Annotated in this window: 16 protein-coding genes; all 16 read right to left on the bottom strand. The window is 31.6% G+C overall.

Annotated elements, in window-relative coordinates; all coding sequences use genetic code 11:
- Positions 1-112 precede the first annotated feature (112 nt).
- Positions 113-1234, bottom strand: a complete 1122-nt coding sequence (locus E5D58_RS04160; RefSeq protein ID WP_136480587.1) for a glycosyltransferase — start codon at positions 1232-1234, stop codon at positions 113-115.
- Positions 1235-1237: 3 nt separating this feature from the next.
- Positions 1238-2281 carry a glycosyltransferase gene (locus E5D58_RS04155; protein ID WP_136480586.1) on the bottom strand — a complete coding sequence of 348 codons (1044 nt, stop codon included), beginning with the start codon at positions 2279-2281 and terminating at the stop codon, positions 1238-1240.
- Positions 2278-2715, bottom strand: coding sequence for a serine O-acetyltransferase (locus tag E5D58_RS04150; RefSeq protein WP_235835834.1), 438 nt, complete (start codon positions 2713-2715; stop codon positions 2278-2280). Before E5D58_RS04150 ends, E5D58_RS04155 begins: the two co-directional genes overlap by 4 nt.
- Before the next feature lie 96 nt (positions 2716-2811).
- A complete protein-coding gene (locus tag E5D58_RS04145) occupies positions 2812-4140 on the bottom strand; it encodes a glycosyltransferase family 2 protein (RefSeq protein ID WP_136480584.1) in 1329 nt (442 codons plus the stop codon).
- Positions 4141-4154: 14 nt separating this feature from the next.
- Complete coding sequence (locus E5D58_RS04140; RefSeq protein WP_136480583.1) at positions 4155-5048, bottom strand: hypothetical protein; 894 nt, start codon at positions 5046-5048, stop codon at positions 4155-4157.
- A gap of 2 nt (positions 5049-5050) precedes the next feature.
- Positions 5051-6478 (bottom strand): MBOAT family O-acyltransferase, encoded by a 1428-nt coding sequence (locus E5D58_RS04135; protein WP_136480582.1) that lies wholly within the window; start codon positions 6476-6478, stop codon positions 5051-5053.
- A gap of 2 nt (positions 6479-6480) precedes the next feature.
- Positions 6481-7644: a glycosyltransferase family 4 protein gene (locus tag E5D58_RS04130; protein ID WP_136480581.1), complete on the bottom strand. Its 1164-nt coding sequence runs from the start codon at positions 7642-7644 to the stop codon at positions 6481-6483.
- Between the two features lie 3 nt (positions 7645-7647).
- On the bottom strand, positions 7648-8451 hold the full coding sequence (locus E5D58_RS04125) for a sulfotransferase family 2 domain-containing protein (protein WP_136480580.1): 804 nt from the start codon (positions 8449-8451) through the stop codon (positions 7648-7650).
- On the bottom strand, positions 8448-9539 hold the full coding sequence (locus E5D58_RS04120; RefSeq protein ID WP_136480579.1) for a glycosyltransferase: 1092 nt from the start codon (positions 9537-9539) through the stop codon (positions 8448-8450). Before E5D58_RS04120 ends, E5D58_RS04125 begins: the two co-directional genes overlap by 4 nt.
- A 4-nt stretch (positions 9540-9543) precedes the next feature.
- Positions 9544-10059 (bottom strand): serine acetyltransferase, encoded by a 516-nt coding sequence (locus E5D58_RS15165; RefSeq protein ID WP_317129267.1) that lies wholly within the window; start codon positions 10057-10059, stop codon positions 9544-9546.
- 115 nt (positions 10060-10174) lie between these two features.
- Positions 10175-10933, bottom strand: a complete 759-nt coding sequence (gene cysQ, locus E5D58_RS04110; RefSeq protein WP_136480577.1) for a 3'(2'),5'-bisphosphate nucleotidase CysQ — start codon at positions 10931-10933, stop codon at positions 10175-10177.
- A 2-nt stretch (positions 10934-10935) separates the two neighbouring features.
- On the bottom strand, positions 10936-11529 hold the full coding sequence (cysC, locus tag E5D58_RS04105; RefSeq protein ID WP_136480576.1) for an adenylyl-sulfate kinase: 594 nt from the start codon (positions 11527-11529) through the stop codon (positions 10936-10938).
- 108 nt (positions 11530-11637) lie between these two features.
- Positions 11638-13026, bottom strand: coding sequence for an asparagine synthetase B family protein (locus E5D58_RS04100; protein ID WP_136480575.1), 1389 nt, complete (start codon positions 13024-13026; stop codon positions 11638-11640).
- Positions 13013-14185: a glycosyltransferase family 4 protein gene (locus tag E5D58_RS04095; protein ID WP_136480574.1), complete on the bottom strand. Its 1173-nt coding sequence runs from the start codon at positions 14183-14185 to the stop codon at positions 13013-13015. Before E5D58_RS04095 ends, E5D58_RS04100 begins: the two co-directional genes overlap by 14 nt.
- Positions 14186-15340: a glycosyltransferase family 4 protein gene (locus E5D58_RS04090; protein WP_136480573.1), complete on the bottom strand. Its 1155-nt coding sequence runs from the start codon at positions 15338-15340 to the stop codon at positions 14186-14188.
- Entirely contained in the window at positions 15340-16263 is a 924-nt protein-coding gene (locus E5D58_RS04085) for a hypothetical protein (protein WP_136480572.1), read from the bottom strand. Before E5D58_RS04085 ends, E5D58_RS04090 begins: the two co-directional genes overlap by 1 nt.

Here is a 16263-nt window from a genome sequence, read left to right as displayed (position 1 = left end):
CTAAATTTGTTTCTCAAACCAATGCATCAAACTTAATATAAACTATCGAATAATATAGCGATTAAGCTATGTTTTTAATGATCACCATACTAAGGAATTAAAGGCAAACTTCTTATTTTGTTACTACTTCTTTTTTTATCCTCTCTAGATAATAGGTGTACGTAAATAAACCGATAAGTCTCTGCTCACTTTGCATAGACTTCAATGTAATTCCATCCAAAGTATGAACGTGCTCAATCAGTGTTTTTAAATTTTCACTAGTATTGGGGGCCGATATAAATCCATTAATATCGCTATGTATATATTGAGCAATAGAAGACACTTTAGACACTATTGGAATACACCCAAAGTTTAAAGCCTCTGCAATGACTTTTGGAAAACCTTCGGACGCCGACGATGGTAATAAAAAGAAGTGCGCTTTTTTAAAGACCTCAAAAACCGCTTCAAACTTTAAAAAACCATGAAAAATAAAGGGTACACCTACATTCTTTGCCAAAGCTTTGTATTCCTCCATCTTAGGCCCATTCCCAATTAAATGAACTTCTTTTATAGCTGTTTTATCTTCAATTAAGCTAATGGCCTCAATGATTCTTCTAACACCTTTTTCGTCTTCTAAACGGCCTGCAAAACAATATATATAAGGCTTTTTAAACTGCTTGTCCCTTAGAACTTGCATACCTTGCTCTCTAAATTCTGGTGTTAAACATGGATTCTCAAAGGTTAAACACTGTTTAGGTTGATTTAACCATTTACCGTTAATTGTCACCTTCCGTTTTTGTCGCTTTAAAAACCAGCGCTGTATAGCATATCCAAAAGGCGGGTTTTCCTGATTCCAATTGCCTGCATATTTAAACCACCCATTTTTTGTGGAAAAAAGAGTTAACAGAGGTATTAAATAAACACCTATACCCGTTGGGGCTCTTAATTGAAAAAGATCTACTTTATTTAAATATTTAAAAACTTTAAAGATGGTAGCTGGTGCATGCCATACAATGTCAAGCTTATCAATTAATCGTTTACCTCCAGTATAAGGTATAGGAACAAAGTGAATATTATTCGAGGTATAAGGCAATGAACTAGGTGGCGGTACTTGGTCAAGGTGTGTAGCGATATGATACACCTCATCAAAAATAGTGGCTAAATAGTTTATTTCTGTCAATGTAGGTCCCCACCCAACAATCTCACCACTAGTATCGGTATAATGTTCCGTGTGCGATATAATTAAAAGCTTCATTTGTTAATTTAATTTCGAATAAATAGCTAGACAATTCTTAATGTACCTTTTCTCACTAAAACTGGAACTATAAATGATGTTTAAATCATACTCGTTAAAAGTTTCTAATTCTAGCACGCGTTGTTTCCAAGAAGAGAGGTTAAAGGTGTCTATAAATAGCTTTGGTGTTTTTTGACCTATGGTTCTATAAACTTCGCCCGTGCTATAACTTAAAAAGCTTAGATTTTGTGCCATATACTCAATAAGCACCAAAGGGCCGCTTTCAGATAAGGCGCAATGCAATGCCAATTTATAGTGTTTTAGCTGTTCTTGAATATTGGTAGTTTCATGATTAAAATTTATAAAATCATGATAATTCAGGCGCGCAATTTCATCCTTAAGCAAAGCAAAGTAATCTTTGTCTTGAACCTTACCAAATATGGTTAGGTGTGCTTTCAATTCATGGGCCAACTTAATTGCAAACAACTGATTTTTAACTGGCTTGATATTTCCAACCATAACAAGTCCTTTATCCCCTTCTTTTTCAGGAGTCGGATAGATAGCCCTTGAAATGGTATTCGGTAATACAAAAACCGACTTTGGTTTTATATTTAACTTACTAGTTGCCCAAGATGTTAAACTCTCGCTAACACCAATATAATACGCTGGTTTAAATATTTTAAAAAAACTAGGCACACTTACATCTGTATCGATACTACCATAATGGTCATGAAGTATCACTTTTGTTTTAACACCAAACAAAAGCTGAACTAACCTAATATACTTATAATTGTAGCGCATATGCACATGAATTACATCGTATTGGTTTATAATAAAAGCACACTGTTTTAACGAGCTATACGACCATATTTTTCTTCGCTTTAACTCAAATACTTTAACATCGCTTTCCAATTCATTAAACAATTCTCCTCTATTTAAGAGCAATAATAAAGCAACATTTACATGAGCCTTATTTAACCCATTAACCCCTAATAAGGCCATTTTTTCTGCACCACCAATACCTAAAGTATCAATAACATGTAAAACGTTAAAGTGAGCTACATTCATGACGATTTCATTTCTTTTGCGGGAACACCAATTAAGGTAACATTACTTTTATCAAAGCTTTTAGTAACACAAGCATTAGCACCAATCGAGACATAATCTCCAATAATTAATGGGCCAATTATTGTTGCATTTGCACCTAGTGAGCAATTATCTCCAAGTTTAAAATATCCTTGTTTGTGTTTATTAAGCCCAATTATATTGCCACCTGTTAGGGTCAAATTCCTCCCTATTTCGGCTTGCCCAGAGATTACGCAACCCACCGAGGGGTGCAAAATTAATAAGCCTCCAGAAATATTCGCCTTGTAATGAATATCGATATTTGAATAAGCTTGAAAAAGTAATATAATGGGCAAGAACAATAGTCTTAATCCTGGATATACTTTTTTAAAATTAAGAAATAACATTCTTTCCGTACGGTATAATAACACCCCCATAAAAGCGCGAGTACAAAAAAAATAAAGAAACCTTACTTTTTTTCGACCCACTAGTCTTAATATATCTCGATATAAAAAACGCAGTTGCATCATTTATTATAACATTTCTACTTTTGGTCCTTCTTTTAACTTTTTGGATGATAATTTCCAAGACTTAAGCACTTGAAACAAAACCAAAGGCATCAACACCAACACCAAGATGTACCCAAGCACCATTAATTTTTGATTGTTTTTAAACTTATAGGGGACCAGTGATATAGGTACGGTCTTTAATAAAGCATAGCGAGACGCAGCATTCCCATAGTACTTTCTGTAGAGGTATAAAACACTTGGAATGGGTCTTGGCGCCAATAAGTTTTTAGTTCTAAAGGCATCCCAGCTTCCCATTTCTCGAAGTCCGCCACTGCCAACTTTTAAATGTAAGCGTTCCGCTTTGGGGTTCGACACATTTAAATATCCTGCCAAATATCCTCGTAGACCAAATTCGCCATCGCCCATACGTTGCTTTTCAAATTGCCTGTCAAAAAGACCAATATTTTCAAAGATCTCCTTTTTAATTAATACATTCCCAGTATCGAGCTGATCACTTATTCTAAAGAACGAGTAATTATCGGGTACTTTCGCCCCAACCTTCGAAATGGAAACCCCCGAAGACATATGCGCCCCAAAATAATCTAAAGTCTTTAAATGATTGTACACCCAATTGTTATCTACTCTAGAGTCATCGTCAAACAACAAAATAAAATCGCCTTTAGATTGCTTAATAGCCGAGTTTCTGGCGAGCCATAAAGCCTTTTCTTCTTGTTGCGTAATATGAATATCTAGATTAAAGGGTTCGTAAAAATCCTTTCTAAATGGACTGGATTGATCTACAACGATAACCTCTAAATTGGTATAGTTCTGCTTTTCTAAATCCTCTAGAACATCTTTTAAATAGGGGTATCGATTTAGTGTTGGTATAATAACGCTTACCATGGGCTTACTTTCAATAAGCTTCGAACTAAAACTATCGAAATGTTCATGCGAAAATGCATGTTTTGCCACATTATCTCTTTGAGTAGACCATGCTTTAAAACAAGCCGATATTTCAGCAACGGGATTCTTAAAACTCAAAATTCTTATACCCAGTACATATATCACCCAAAACGCATGAAAGTTTTTCCTAATAAAACGATATTCATCAATGCGGGGTAAGGTTTTAAAATTGCGATAAGTCTCAGTATCTCCAATGTGTCCTTTTTCTATGGCTTGCCAAGATAAATCGTACTCCTTAGCCAAGGCACTGGAATAATTTATATCGGGCTCTAAATGCTCTAGAACATCCTTTGGTAAGGCTTTAACAACAGGGTACACCGATGTCTCATCTTGCTTATTTAGTCTAAAATAATGCGTTGGCTGTAAATATTTTAAAAACTTAAAAGGCATACACTCTATTGTAATTAATAGTTGTTTATAAATTCATAAGCAAACAACAAACTTGCTTTTTTATTTCCATAGGTATTAACATGAATATCGTCATAAAAATAGGTGTCATCCTTGAAGATATTCGAATGATCTATGCTCTTTATGAACTCGTCATCAAAACTCAAAGATTTTGTTCTTAAAGGAGAAAAATAATAAATCAACTCAATATTATGATCATGACAAAGTTCTTTTAATTTATTTAAATAATCACTTTTAAAACTGACCCTAATGTTTGTTTTTGGTTTCTTAGTATCATTATTCAATTTTCGATTTGGATAAGCATAATTCCCTTTACTATCAAACCTATTCCTTTTACTTGGTTTAACGGTGGCAATCAATGAAGGAAAAAACAATTCAATATTATAATATGAAACTCCCAAAAAAGGCATCCATTCGGACCATTTTAATACATTTATTGCACTTTTAGGTTTTAACGAACTAAAGTAGTTTTGAACATAGCTTCTTTTAATAAAAGGTAAAAACCGATAGTCATTGTCACCAATAAATTCTTGGTTTTTGCCATATTCTTCTGCACTAGCCACTAATATACATGACGCTGTTTTTTTTCCTTCTGCCAAAAAATGCTTCAACATTAAATAATGATTAGCCATCCCTGTATCATCTATAGATAAATTGAAACCATTCATGCCTGTTATAGAATCTATAATAGTTGTATTCAATGTAGTTAATCCTGTACTTGCCCCAATAATTACGTAATCATATTCGACTTCATCAATACTATTTACTAAATAACAAGGCTTGTAAAAGTCCGATTTATTTAAAGAATATAGACTTCCAAAAGAAATTAAATTAACAACCAAAAACAGCAATGCAAAAAAACCAAGTAAATATTTAAGAAACTGTTTCATTATTAAAATTGAAAATAAATAAATTCTGCTGGGTTTTTAAATACTCCTAAAAACAAAATAAGAACAGATATACATAATAAACCGAACCCCGATAGGTGTACTTCATTATACTTCTTTTTAACTGCTCTAAATTCTAACCAAAGCATTACCAATATGCTAAAAACTGAAATTAAAGCAAACAACAAAGTCTTTGAGGTTTTATATAAACTAGTTATAGAAAAATCATCTATACTAAACATTCTAAAGGTATATTCGAGTGCAAATGTAATATTATCAGCTCTAAAATAAACCCATGCAAAGCTTACTATAATAAAAGTTAGTAGTACTGAAATACCATCCTTTAACTTATAATTATGCGCATTAACATATTTTCTGTTTTTATTAATTAATAGCAATGGAATAAATAAGGATGCATGAATCCCTCCCCAAATTACAAAAGTCCAATTTGCCCCATGCCAAAAACCGCTTACTATAAAAATTATAAAAACGTTGCGCGTTTGTTGCCACTTATTTCCCCTTGAGCCTCCCAATGGGATATATAGATAATCTCGAAACCAGCTTGACAATGAGATATGCCAACGTCTCCAAAACTCAGCAATATTCCTAGAGAAGTAGGGAAACTTAAAATTAGTCATTAAGTCAAAACCAAATAATCTTGAAACTCCAATAGCTATATCTGAATATCCGGAAAAATCGCCATAAATTTGGAAGCTAAAAAACAATACTCCAATCCACAATTCTAAAGTGCTATAGCCTATTGGATTTTCAAATATTTGATTTACAAAATAAGCACAATTATCAGCAACTACTATTTTTTTAAACAAACCCCAAACAATTAAACCTACACCGCTTTTGGCAAATTCAAAATCAAATGATTTAATTTTTGAAAATTGTGGTAATAAATGACTAGCCCTCTCGATGGGGCCGGCTACTAACTGTGGAAAGAAAGCAACATAGGCAGCAAATGAAACAAAATCTTTTGTTGGAGCTAACTTTTTTCTATATATATCAATTGTATAACTTAGGGTTTGAAATGTGTAAAAGGATATCCCCACAGGTAAAATAATCTGCAACGTACTAGGGTGAAATTCCACACCAACTAATCCCCAAGCACTTACCCAACTATCGATAAAAAAGTTATAGTATTTAAAAAAACCTAGCAATCCTAAATTAAAGACTAAACTGATGATTAAAAAAAGTTTTCTATAAGCATCAAACTTTTTATTACTAAGACATATCCCTAATGTAAAATCCACTAAAGTACTTGCTATAATTAACCCTAAAAAGCGATAGTCCCACCAACCATAGAATACGTAACTTGCTACTAACAATAATATGTTCCTTACCGTTAAGGATTTTTTAAAAACAAACCAGTATAAAATAAATACCGTTGGCAAAAAGATTAAAAAAGTAACAGAATTAAATAACATATTTATTGATTATAAAATTCTAAAAAGTTTTGTTGCTGCTTCTCAAGATTAAAATTATCTCTAACCCTCTTCTTTGCAGTTAAAATAATTTTATTTTTAATTTCTTGACTTAAATCAATAACATGTAACAAAGTTTCTGTTAAATATTTATACTCATTTTTTGGTACCACCCATCCCGTTTCTTTATGAATAATATTTTCAGATAAACCTTCAGCGTCAGAAACCACGCATAGCAAGCCCATAGCTTGAGCTTCTAAAACAGCATTACAAAACCCTTCTGAAATACTATATTGAACATAAATATTTGACCTCTCATATAACTCACGAACTTGTTCTCTATCTTTTTTTCCAACTAAATGAACCTGATCTGTTAAGTCCATTTCATGAATGGCGAAAGCAATTCGTTCGTAATCATTTCCATCACCAACTATAGTATAAGTAAAAGAAATTTGCTTTTTCTTTAATTCTGCAAGGCTTTGAAGTGTTTGTACAATACCTTTTTTCCAATGCAACCGAGCTACAGTTAAAAAACGAATCTGTGATTCATAGTCGATTTCCTTTTCCTTAAAAAAAGATACATCTATTGCTGGAGTAATTTTTTCCACATGTACAGATTTGGATAACCCTAAGTTCTTCGCCAGAGTAATTAAATCATTTGAAATAGTATGAACCTTATTCACGTGCTTCCATAATAAATTATAACAATTTTTATGCTTTAATGGATAAATAGCGATATCAAACCCTCTTAAACTTACAGCCAATTTAGCCTTTATACTTTTGGCTACAAGCTCTCTGTTTATTGCCATAGTTGCAAAGCCGAAGTGTAACCAATCTATATTTAATTTTAATAAGGTAGCATTAACATATATTTTCTCTAAAATTCGTTTAAAAGGTGTATGCTCTTCTCTTTCCAATTTATAATAAGTCATAACTCGTTTAAAATAGAAAATTAAACTTAAAAACACTTTGAGCATCATGAAAAGCTGTAGTACCTTATTTTTATAAATTTTTGGATGTTCACGGTGCTCGCACAAATCAAATTTCACACCTTTCTTAGCTGTAATTAAAACAACTTGATGTCCATGCGCTTGCAAACCTTTTATTTTTGATCGAAAAAAAGTTTCAGAATAAGCTGGTGTTGAGGGAAGAATTAAAGCTATTTTCATATGCTATTTATAATACTTCTTTCTTACCTCATTATAAAATTCTATTTCAAGGCCCAATTTATCCATTGCATATTCCTTTTCTGCTTCACTTATTTGAAATTTTACGTTTTTAAAACTCCGTTCATTTAGATTACTTAAATTTAAATTTAATGTAGCACTTAAATCTTTTATACATGCATCAAAGTTATCTTGAAAATAGACTTTGTTTACTTTCTTAAGGTTATTAAGGCCTTCTTCAATTTCTAGTGCTTTACTAAACGTAAATAATTGATTGTGCAAATATTTATCACTTAAATTATCAATAAAATCTTTAAAAGATTTGTTAAGCAAGTGTTCTTGACTTTTTAGAACAAAAAATGATGGATCCAATTGATAACCCATATCATCATCTACCTGTGTTACCCAACAATAGTATTTATAGAGTGATACTAATCTTTTATAAGGGTCTCTAAACATTGTAAATGTAAAAGTATTGGGCTTAAGGCTTAATTCCCATTGTGTAAAATGGGCACTTGCAAATAAGTAATCTCCCTGTTCTATTAACTCCCTATTGTACCGAACGAACGAAAATTTTCCACCCAGAATAATTGGTTCTCTTCTTACAGTATCTAAAGAAAACTTATCTAATCCCCAAAATGCACTATTTATTGAAGTTCCCGCAGACTTCCTAATATGCAAATGATATACCCGATCAATACCTTCTGGCAAATATTTTGAATTATTATAAAAATATTTGGCCAATAACACCTTAAGCTTTCTATGGTATTTCTTGTAAGTCCAACTATTCCTTATTTTTTTTACTATCATCTGCGAAGCATTAATTTATAGAAGCTTTCTCGTTGCTCAATAAACGAATCTAAACTAAAATTTTGACGAACCCAATGTATTAATTCTAACTTATCAAATTCATGATTATTAATAAAGAAATTTATCTTTTCAGCCAAGTCATTGCTATTAGAAGGTTCAAATAAAAACTGTGGATATTTATGTAAAATGTCCTTAATACCCGAAATATTGGAACCAATAACTGGAATTCCCATAGCCATAGCTTCCAATGGGGCTATTGGCATCCCTTCCTTCCTACCTTCATTTTTTGTAGGTATCACAAAAACATTAGACAAAGCTAGATAAGGTTTTACATCCATTTTCTTTCCTAAAAACAAAAACTCATCGTTATGATATTTTATTTTTAAAGCATCTGCATAGTCACTTTTATCGTTTCCTATTATCAGCACTTTTATCTTCTTATTATTTATGATTTTAACAGCATCTAATAATACCTCAATTCCTTTTACAGGAACCATATTAACCACCGTTGCTATTACAAAATCATTATCACTTATCCCTAAATTACTTGCTAACCGAAAATTCTTACTCTGAGGGCTATATTCAATGGTATCAACTCCTAAAGGAAGTTGTATCACTTTATTTGGCATCGATTTAAAAAAATCACTCAACATATCATTGTTAATAGCAATGATTTTTGAACTTAATTTTGAACGCCATAACCAAGCTTTATTTCCCCACCCCATTGCTTTTTTTGTATACACAAACGGAATTCCTACTAATTTTGCTGCCAGTGGTTCAGAAAAATCTGAGCTCCAGTGCCAAGAATGTATAATATCGAATCTGTGTTTTTTAAAAAAACGACAAATTTTCAAAACTTTAAAAGCAAACGAAACTAAAGGCTTATAGTCTGCGGTAAACTGAAAAACATGAATAGGCACGTTTAAGGCCTCTATTTTTTTAAAAAAGGCACCTTTGGTATGGAAAACACATATTTCGGGGGAAAAAACAGTTTTATCAAGGCCTTTGACCAGATCATAGACAACCTTTCCACTTCCTGCCGTATCAAAATTTGGAATTGTATATAAAATTTTAATTTTCTTAGGCATGAAATTACATTTCTAAAGTTTTAATTACTCTTGCAGGGTTACCCACTATAACACTATTTGAAGGTACCGATTTAACCACTACCGATCCAGCTCCAATAGTCACATTATCACCAATACAGATATCACCAATAATACATACATTTGCCCCTACTGTGACATTATTTCCTATAACGGGTAACAAATTATTATCGTTAAATTTATTACCCACCGTTAATCCATTTCTAAATTCAAAATTTTCACCAATAGCCTTTGCATTTATTACTGTTGAAAAAGGGTGAAAGCAAACTAAACCACCATCTATTTTAGTACTTCTAAAAATTTTACATTCATAGTTTGAAGTAAATAGTCTATTGAAGTAGGTTATCTTTTTCTTTGTTCTCCAAAAAAAAACAAAAGCAAAAGTCGGATAATGAATCATAAGATGTTCGAATTTTTTTTGAACACTCTCATGTTTAGCTCTACACCCTCTTACTTTGTAGGTATGATTGATATCTGCAATTATGTTTTCATTAAATTTCACATGTTTTTTGAAAAAAATATATAAAATCAGCTTTTTCAAGCTATGCTTTAATAAAAATATGGGATTAAACAAACTCATAATGCAAATGAAGAAACAGGTCTTACAATATATTATCTTATTCTGCTATAAATGATGGATTCAATAAGTCTTTCTTGTTATATCTCAGTTCAAAAGACTCAGGCGTTTTTATATGATATCCTAGGGCTTTTAAAATGCCATGTGATGCCGCCGTATCCCACTCCATAGTTGGCACAAATCTAGGATATATATTTGCTAAACCTTCGGCAATCAACATAAATTTTAATGAGCTTCCCATTGAAATTAGCTTAACATTTCCTTTAATACCATTTATATAATCTTGCGTTTTAGCGTTTGAATGCGACTTGGAGGCAACAAGCACTTTTTCTGAAACATTTACCTGACTTTTCTTATATGTTAAAAACTTCTTTACTTTTCCCTGAAGACTAAAAGGTTCAATTGATTCACCTCCAATAAACATTTTATCTAATGCAGGAGCATAAACGATTCCAAAGATTGGAAAATCCTCTTTTATAAGCGCAACGTTTACGGTAAATTCATCCGTTTTGCTAATAAACTCTTTTGTCCCATCAATAGGATCGATACACCAATACAGATCCCAGTGCCTCCTAACCTCATAAGGAATTTCTTTTCCCTCTTCAGATAAAACTGGTAAACCATAAGTGCTTAATCCATCTGTTAAAATTTGATGAGATGCTTTATCGGCATTGGTGAGCGGTGATAAATCCTCTTTACTTTCAATTTTAAAGTTATTGGAATTATAAACATCTAAGACAGCCTTTCCTGCTTGTTCAGTTAATAAAACTAAATCATCTAGAATAGCGTTTATATTCATTATTACAAGGTCATTTTATCATTAAGCTTTAAAGCTATAGCTTCTATAATATCGACTATATCCTTATTTTCTGTATCAATAGTCATATCAGGTTGCACAGGTACTTCATATGGAGCGTCAATACCTGTAAAGTTTTTAATTTCACCTTTTCTGACTCTTTTATAAAGCCCTTTAATATCTCTACGCTCGCATTCTTCTATAGACGTTGACACAAAAATTTCAAAGTAATTTTCACTTCCTACAATATTTTTAATATTATCTCGGTCTTTTCTATAAGGCGCTACAAAAGAAGCCAAAGTTACTATACCCGTATCAATAAATAGTTTGGACACTTCTCCAACTCGTCTAAGGTTTTCAGATCTGCTTTCAGGAGAAAAGTTTAAATCCTTATTTAGACCATTACGAAGGTTATCTCCATCAAGAACAACCGTTCTAATACCTTGTTTGTAAAAATAAACATCAAGAGCATCAGCAATTGTGGATTTCCCAGAACCAGAGAACCCAGTTAAAAGAATTAAAAATGAATTGTGGTTATTCATTTTCCTTCTTTGCTCCCGAGTATTTGACAAAGTTTGTGGAATTATGATTTTGTTCATGCTTAAAACTATAAATTAGCCAAATATGTAAAACATTGTACCTAAAAATTAGGGTGCATTTTAATAGATTCAATTACCTAGGCTAAAACTTCAAAATTTAAGTGATCTTTAACTTCCAAGGTTGTTTTTAAAAAATAAGCTCAAAGTTACTAATATACTTATTGAATGAGAATAATATACCTCATTTTTATTCTTGAATAAGTCATAAAATGCATTAATCACATTTTTGTCAATAAATTGGTTAAATTCTTCTGCAAATAAAAACTTCTTTAGATTCTTATCATTGATTTTCCCTAAAAACTGCAACTCCCAATTTCTTTGAATATATTTTTCACCAAAAACCACATTAAACTCCCTTTTAATTTTATTTACAAATCTGTAAGGTACATTAAATGGTACTCTATTCAAATGATAATTATATAGGTTAAACGGCTTATTTTCTTGCCAAGTTATTTGAGCTATTTTAGAGTTTCTTTTTTTTATATACTCAATTTGAATTTGTCTATCTGCTAAAAAATTTTCTGGAACAGTACAGATAAACTCGCACATTGCATTATCATAATAAGGCAGTGTGATCGGTTTTTTCTCCTCAAAAACCGCCAGATTTATTGAAGTCCATCTAGGTGCCCAATACATAGATTTGAAGGCTCTTATTTTAGCACTAGAATTCTTTATGTCAATATCATTTAATAGGTTTTGTAATCTTCCTCGCAAATAACTTTCAAAATCCCCTGGCAATTTCCAAAGTTTCCATAGTGCTGTTGCAAGCTCAAGTCCGCCCTTTTTTACAATTTTTTTCAAAACCAGTTCTAACTCTTGATCTGCAGTCAAGTTTTCTTCACACATGCTATCAAAAAGGACGTCTCCCCAATGGCCTAATGAAAACACATCTCCCATTGCCTCAAATTTCTCAATTATAGCCATTTGTCTTGGGTGAGTAAAATCAGAATAGCAGTTATTAATCTTTGCCAAGTCTGCTATTGTGTCCCACAAATACCCTTTTGGAATTTCAAATGCTTCAAATCTAAAATTGCAGATCTTAGCTATGCTTTTTGATAGTTTAGCCTCTGGATACCCACCTTTGTAACTATAACTATAAGAGTTTACATCTTTATCTAACTGCCTTAAAGCCACTGCTTGAGTCCTGCTATCTAGTCCTCCTGAAAGTGGTAAAATAACCTGCTTACCCAAAGTTTTTTCCTCTATAATACTTTCAAACAAACTTGTAAACTCATTTAAATAGGCTTCAAAAGTTTCATTTGAAGGACTGTAATGCCATCTAAACCAAGATTCACTTTTAATTAAGAACCCATCATCATCTATAGTATGCATACTCGCTGGACTTAAAACAACTTCATCCTTCCAATAAGTGTCTTGGTCTAGAAAAAAGCCAATAGCTGCAAAAACACAAATAGCCTCAAGGTTTAGTTCGTGTGGCCCTTTTAGTTTAGCAAATTGTTGCCTTATAGGTATAATATCTGTTTTAACTGTCTTCATTTAAGCATGCTTTATATAAACGCTCCATACCCAACACCATATGATCTTCCGTAAATTGGTTTTCTACTTTTTTCCTTGCCTGTTGGCGCATGTTATTTAATATGTTATCTGGTGTTTCATTAAAATTGATGATAACGTCTGCCAGTGCTTCTGGGCTTCTTAAAGGTATTACCCAACCTTCTTTGTTATGTTCAATAAGTTCTGACATCCCACCACAGTTTGTACTTACAACTAAGGTTCCTAATGCCATGGCCTCGATAGCCACATTAGCAATACCTTCTTCAATACTTGGCAGTAACATCATGTCGGCTTTTTTTACAGCTTCAAAAACGGCTATTTGAGGCAAAGGCTTTAACAGCTCCACAAATTCTCCTAGCTTATAAAACTCACGGAGGTAAATTAACTCTTCATTTTGCCCAGCTCCAATAATAGTGTACTTAAAATTTATTCCATGCGCTTTTAATAGGGCGCAAGCTTTAATCGCATAGTCGTAACCTTTTTTCCAATGCGGTCTACCTACCGATATTAGTCTTAAGCATTTAGTTTTTTGATATTTTTCACCATAAGGAACTTTTAACAAATTTAATCCACTATAAACCACATAATCTATCTTATAAGGACTGGTATAAATTAAATCACCTTTACTGGAAATCGCTTTGGACACAGAATGAAACCCTGCTATTTTAGGAAACCATTGCTTTAAATAGTTCAAATTATCCGCATCCACAAAAGGGCGCACATTAATATGATAGCCTCTTTGACTTAATACTATTGGATATTTTTGACTCATTAAAATAGGCTCTAGAATAGGAATATTGGACACCCATTGGGCATGAATAATATCTGGATTAATGCTTTTAACGGCTAGTTCAAAATTTTGATTATGAAGTGCTTTCCTGTCAAACTTAACAATATACAATACTGTTAAACATAAACGTTTTATAGACAATTGAGATAGAGCCAAAGATACTGAGGTCTTTATGAATGCAAGTTTATTTGAGTTTGATCCCAACTTCACATAATGAACACCTTTAATTGGTTTCATCAATTCATCATTAAATCCAAGAATATAAACCTCATGCTTTTGCAACAACCCAATTACCAATCGATTAATAAATGCTGTAGTTTTGAAAGTTCCATCAAAGATTACTATTTTCATCTAATCTAAATATCTATTGTAAATTGTTTCTAAGCCCTTAATTTCATTTTTTAACGAAAACTTTTCTCTCAATGCTTTATTGTACGAACAAAGATCTTCAAAATCCAAATCTATAACTTTAATTATTGCTTCATCTATTGTCTCCACATTAGTGATATCATATATCACTCCATTAACACCATCTTTAATAATTTCAGGCATCCCTCCTACATTTGAAATAACGCAAGGTATGTTATGAAATGTCAAATCTAATAATCCATTAGATAATGCTTCTGATAATGATGGTTGAATAGAAAAATCATACTCCTTGTATTTTATTTGAAGAAGACTATTTTTTAAATACCCTTTAAGGCAAACGGAACCAACCAATCCCATCTGAGAAATTCTATACTCCAAAAACTCATATAATGGACCATCGCCATAGATATCGATTCTAATATCAATCCCACTTTCTATTAATCTTTTAACACTATCAAGAACATAAAAATGTCCTTTCTCCCATACAAGTCTTCCAATTACAATAACTTTAATAGTCTCCTTTAAATTTACTTTAAATTCCTTTTTAATGTTTTCATTTAAAGGTTGATTTCCTCCTCTATAGACTACTGAGGTGGTAATACCATCCTTAATTTCATATAATTGCTTTTTTAAAAAAAAACTAATAACATGAATATGAGAAAATGAACTTAGACGTTCTTTAAAAGTTTCTTTGCCTTCAATATTTCTGGTATTAATCAATATGTCTCTTCCCCTTAAAGAACAAACTATTGGTATACCTTTTGCCTTTAAATAATCTAAAATACGAGAATCAACAACTTGTAAATGATGTAAATGAATCACCTTTGGGTCACTTAAAATCAATTCTTTCCATTTTAAAAGAAATTTAATTTTTTGCTTAAATGAAAATCCTGTTAGTGATTTTTTTAAAAATTTATCTGTAAGACATTTTATAATGTAAGGAATACTGTCCGGTTTAAACTTCTTAATTCCAGATGAAGAAATAGAAAGAATCTCTATTGTGTCTGAAGTATCATAAGCAAGATCAGAAATAACCACATGATTTAAATTACTAATACCATTAATAGTATTTAATAAATTAGTTGTATATGGTTGATTCTTATCTCCAAAAGTCCTTACTAGGTGCAGTACGTCCATTATTCCTTATTTTTCAAAACTAAATCCATAAATTTTTTGTTAAAGATATCTACTCCGTTTTGATTCAAATGATGAGCATCATAAAAATGTAATGAGTCATCAAGTTTAACAATCTTATTAAAATTATAATAGCTGCCTTTGGTTTGCATCAAAGAGTCAAAATAATCATTATTTAATATTGAATTATATTTTGCCTTAGTAATCGGAGCTTGAACCAAAACGTAATTTATTTCACTTTTGTTTAATTTTTTTAAAATCCTATCAAAAGCTTTTAATTGAGCTTCTCTAAATTGTAACGTTTCTCTTTTAAAAGTTTCATAGCTGTAAAAACTTAAATCTTTTGACATGTACCCCCCTTTATGATAATGATTCTGTTTGCCTAATGATAGCGACTTAGTATCTAAAGTAGTCTTATTAAACAATAGATCATGTATAGACCTATATAGAAATGTGTTTAAAACCTTGATGTTTCTTTGTTCTAAAACTAGTTTTAATGAACTAAAATCATTTAAATCATTATTAATTAAATCAATAGAAGACTCTACACCCTCATTTGAAAAAAGCATCGGACTAACTTCAAAAACAACGAACTGCGGGCTTGTAGTTTTTAAATATCTCTCCAAAAGTACCTCTGTTTGCAATGGTGTTTGTGCACTTGATCCCAAATTAAAAACTTGATAACCTTTATTGATAAATATACGTGTATCAAACCCTCTATAGGCATGAGATGATCCTAAGAATAGAATATCTAGATTATTATATTTTTTTACCTCTTGCAATCTTATGTTATTATGTCCTAACTCTATAATTAAGTTGGGTCTTCTTTTAGACGGCAGAAATCTACTAAAAATGAATAGACCGACAATATAAAATACAAATGCAACAACACCGAACTTAAATATGTTTGCAAAAAACCTCTTCAT

Source organism: Cognatitamlana onchidii, from assembly GCF_004804355.1.
Taxonomy (GTDB): Bacteria; Bacteroidota; Bacteroidia; order Flavobacteriales; family Flavobacteriaceae; genus Cognatitamlana; species Cognatitamlana onchidii.
This window is presented reverse-complemented; position numbering and strand designations above follow the sequence as displayed.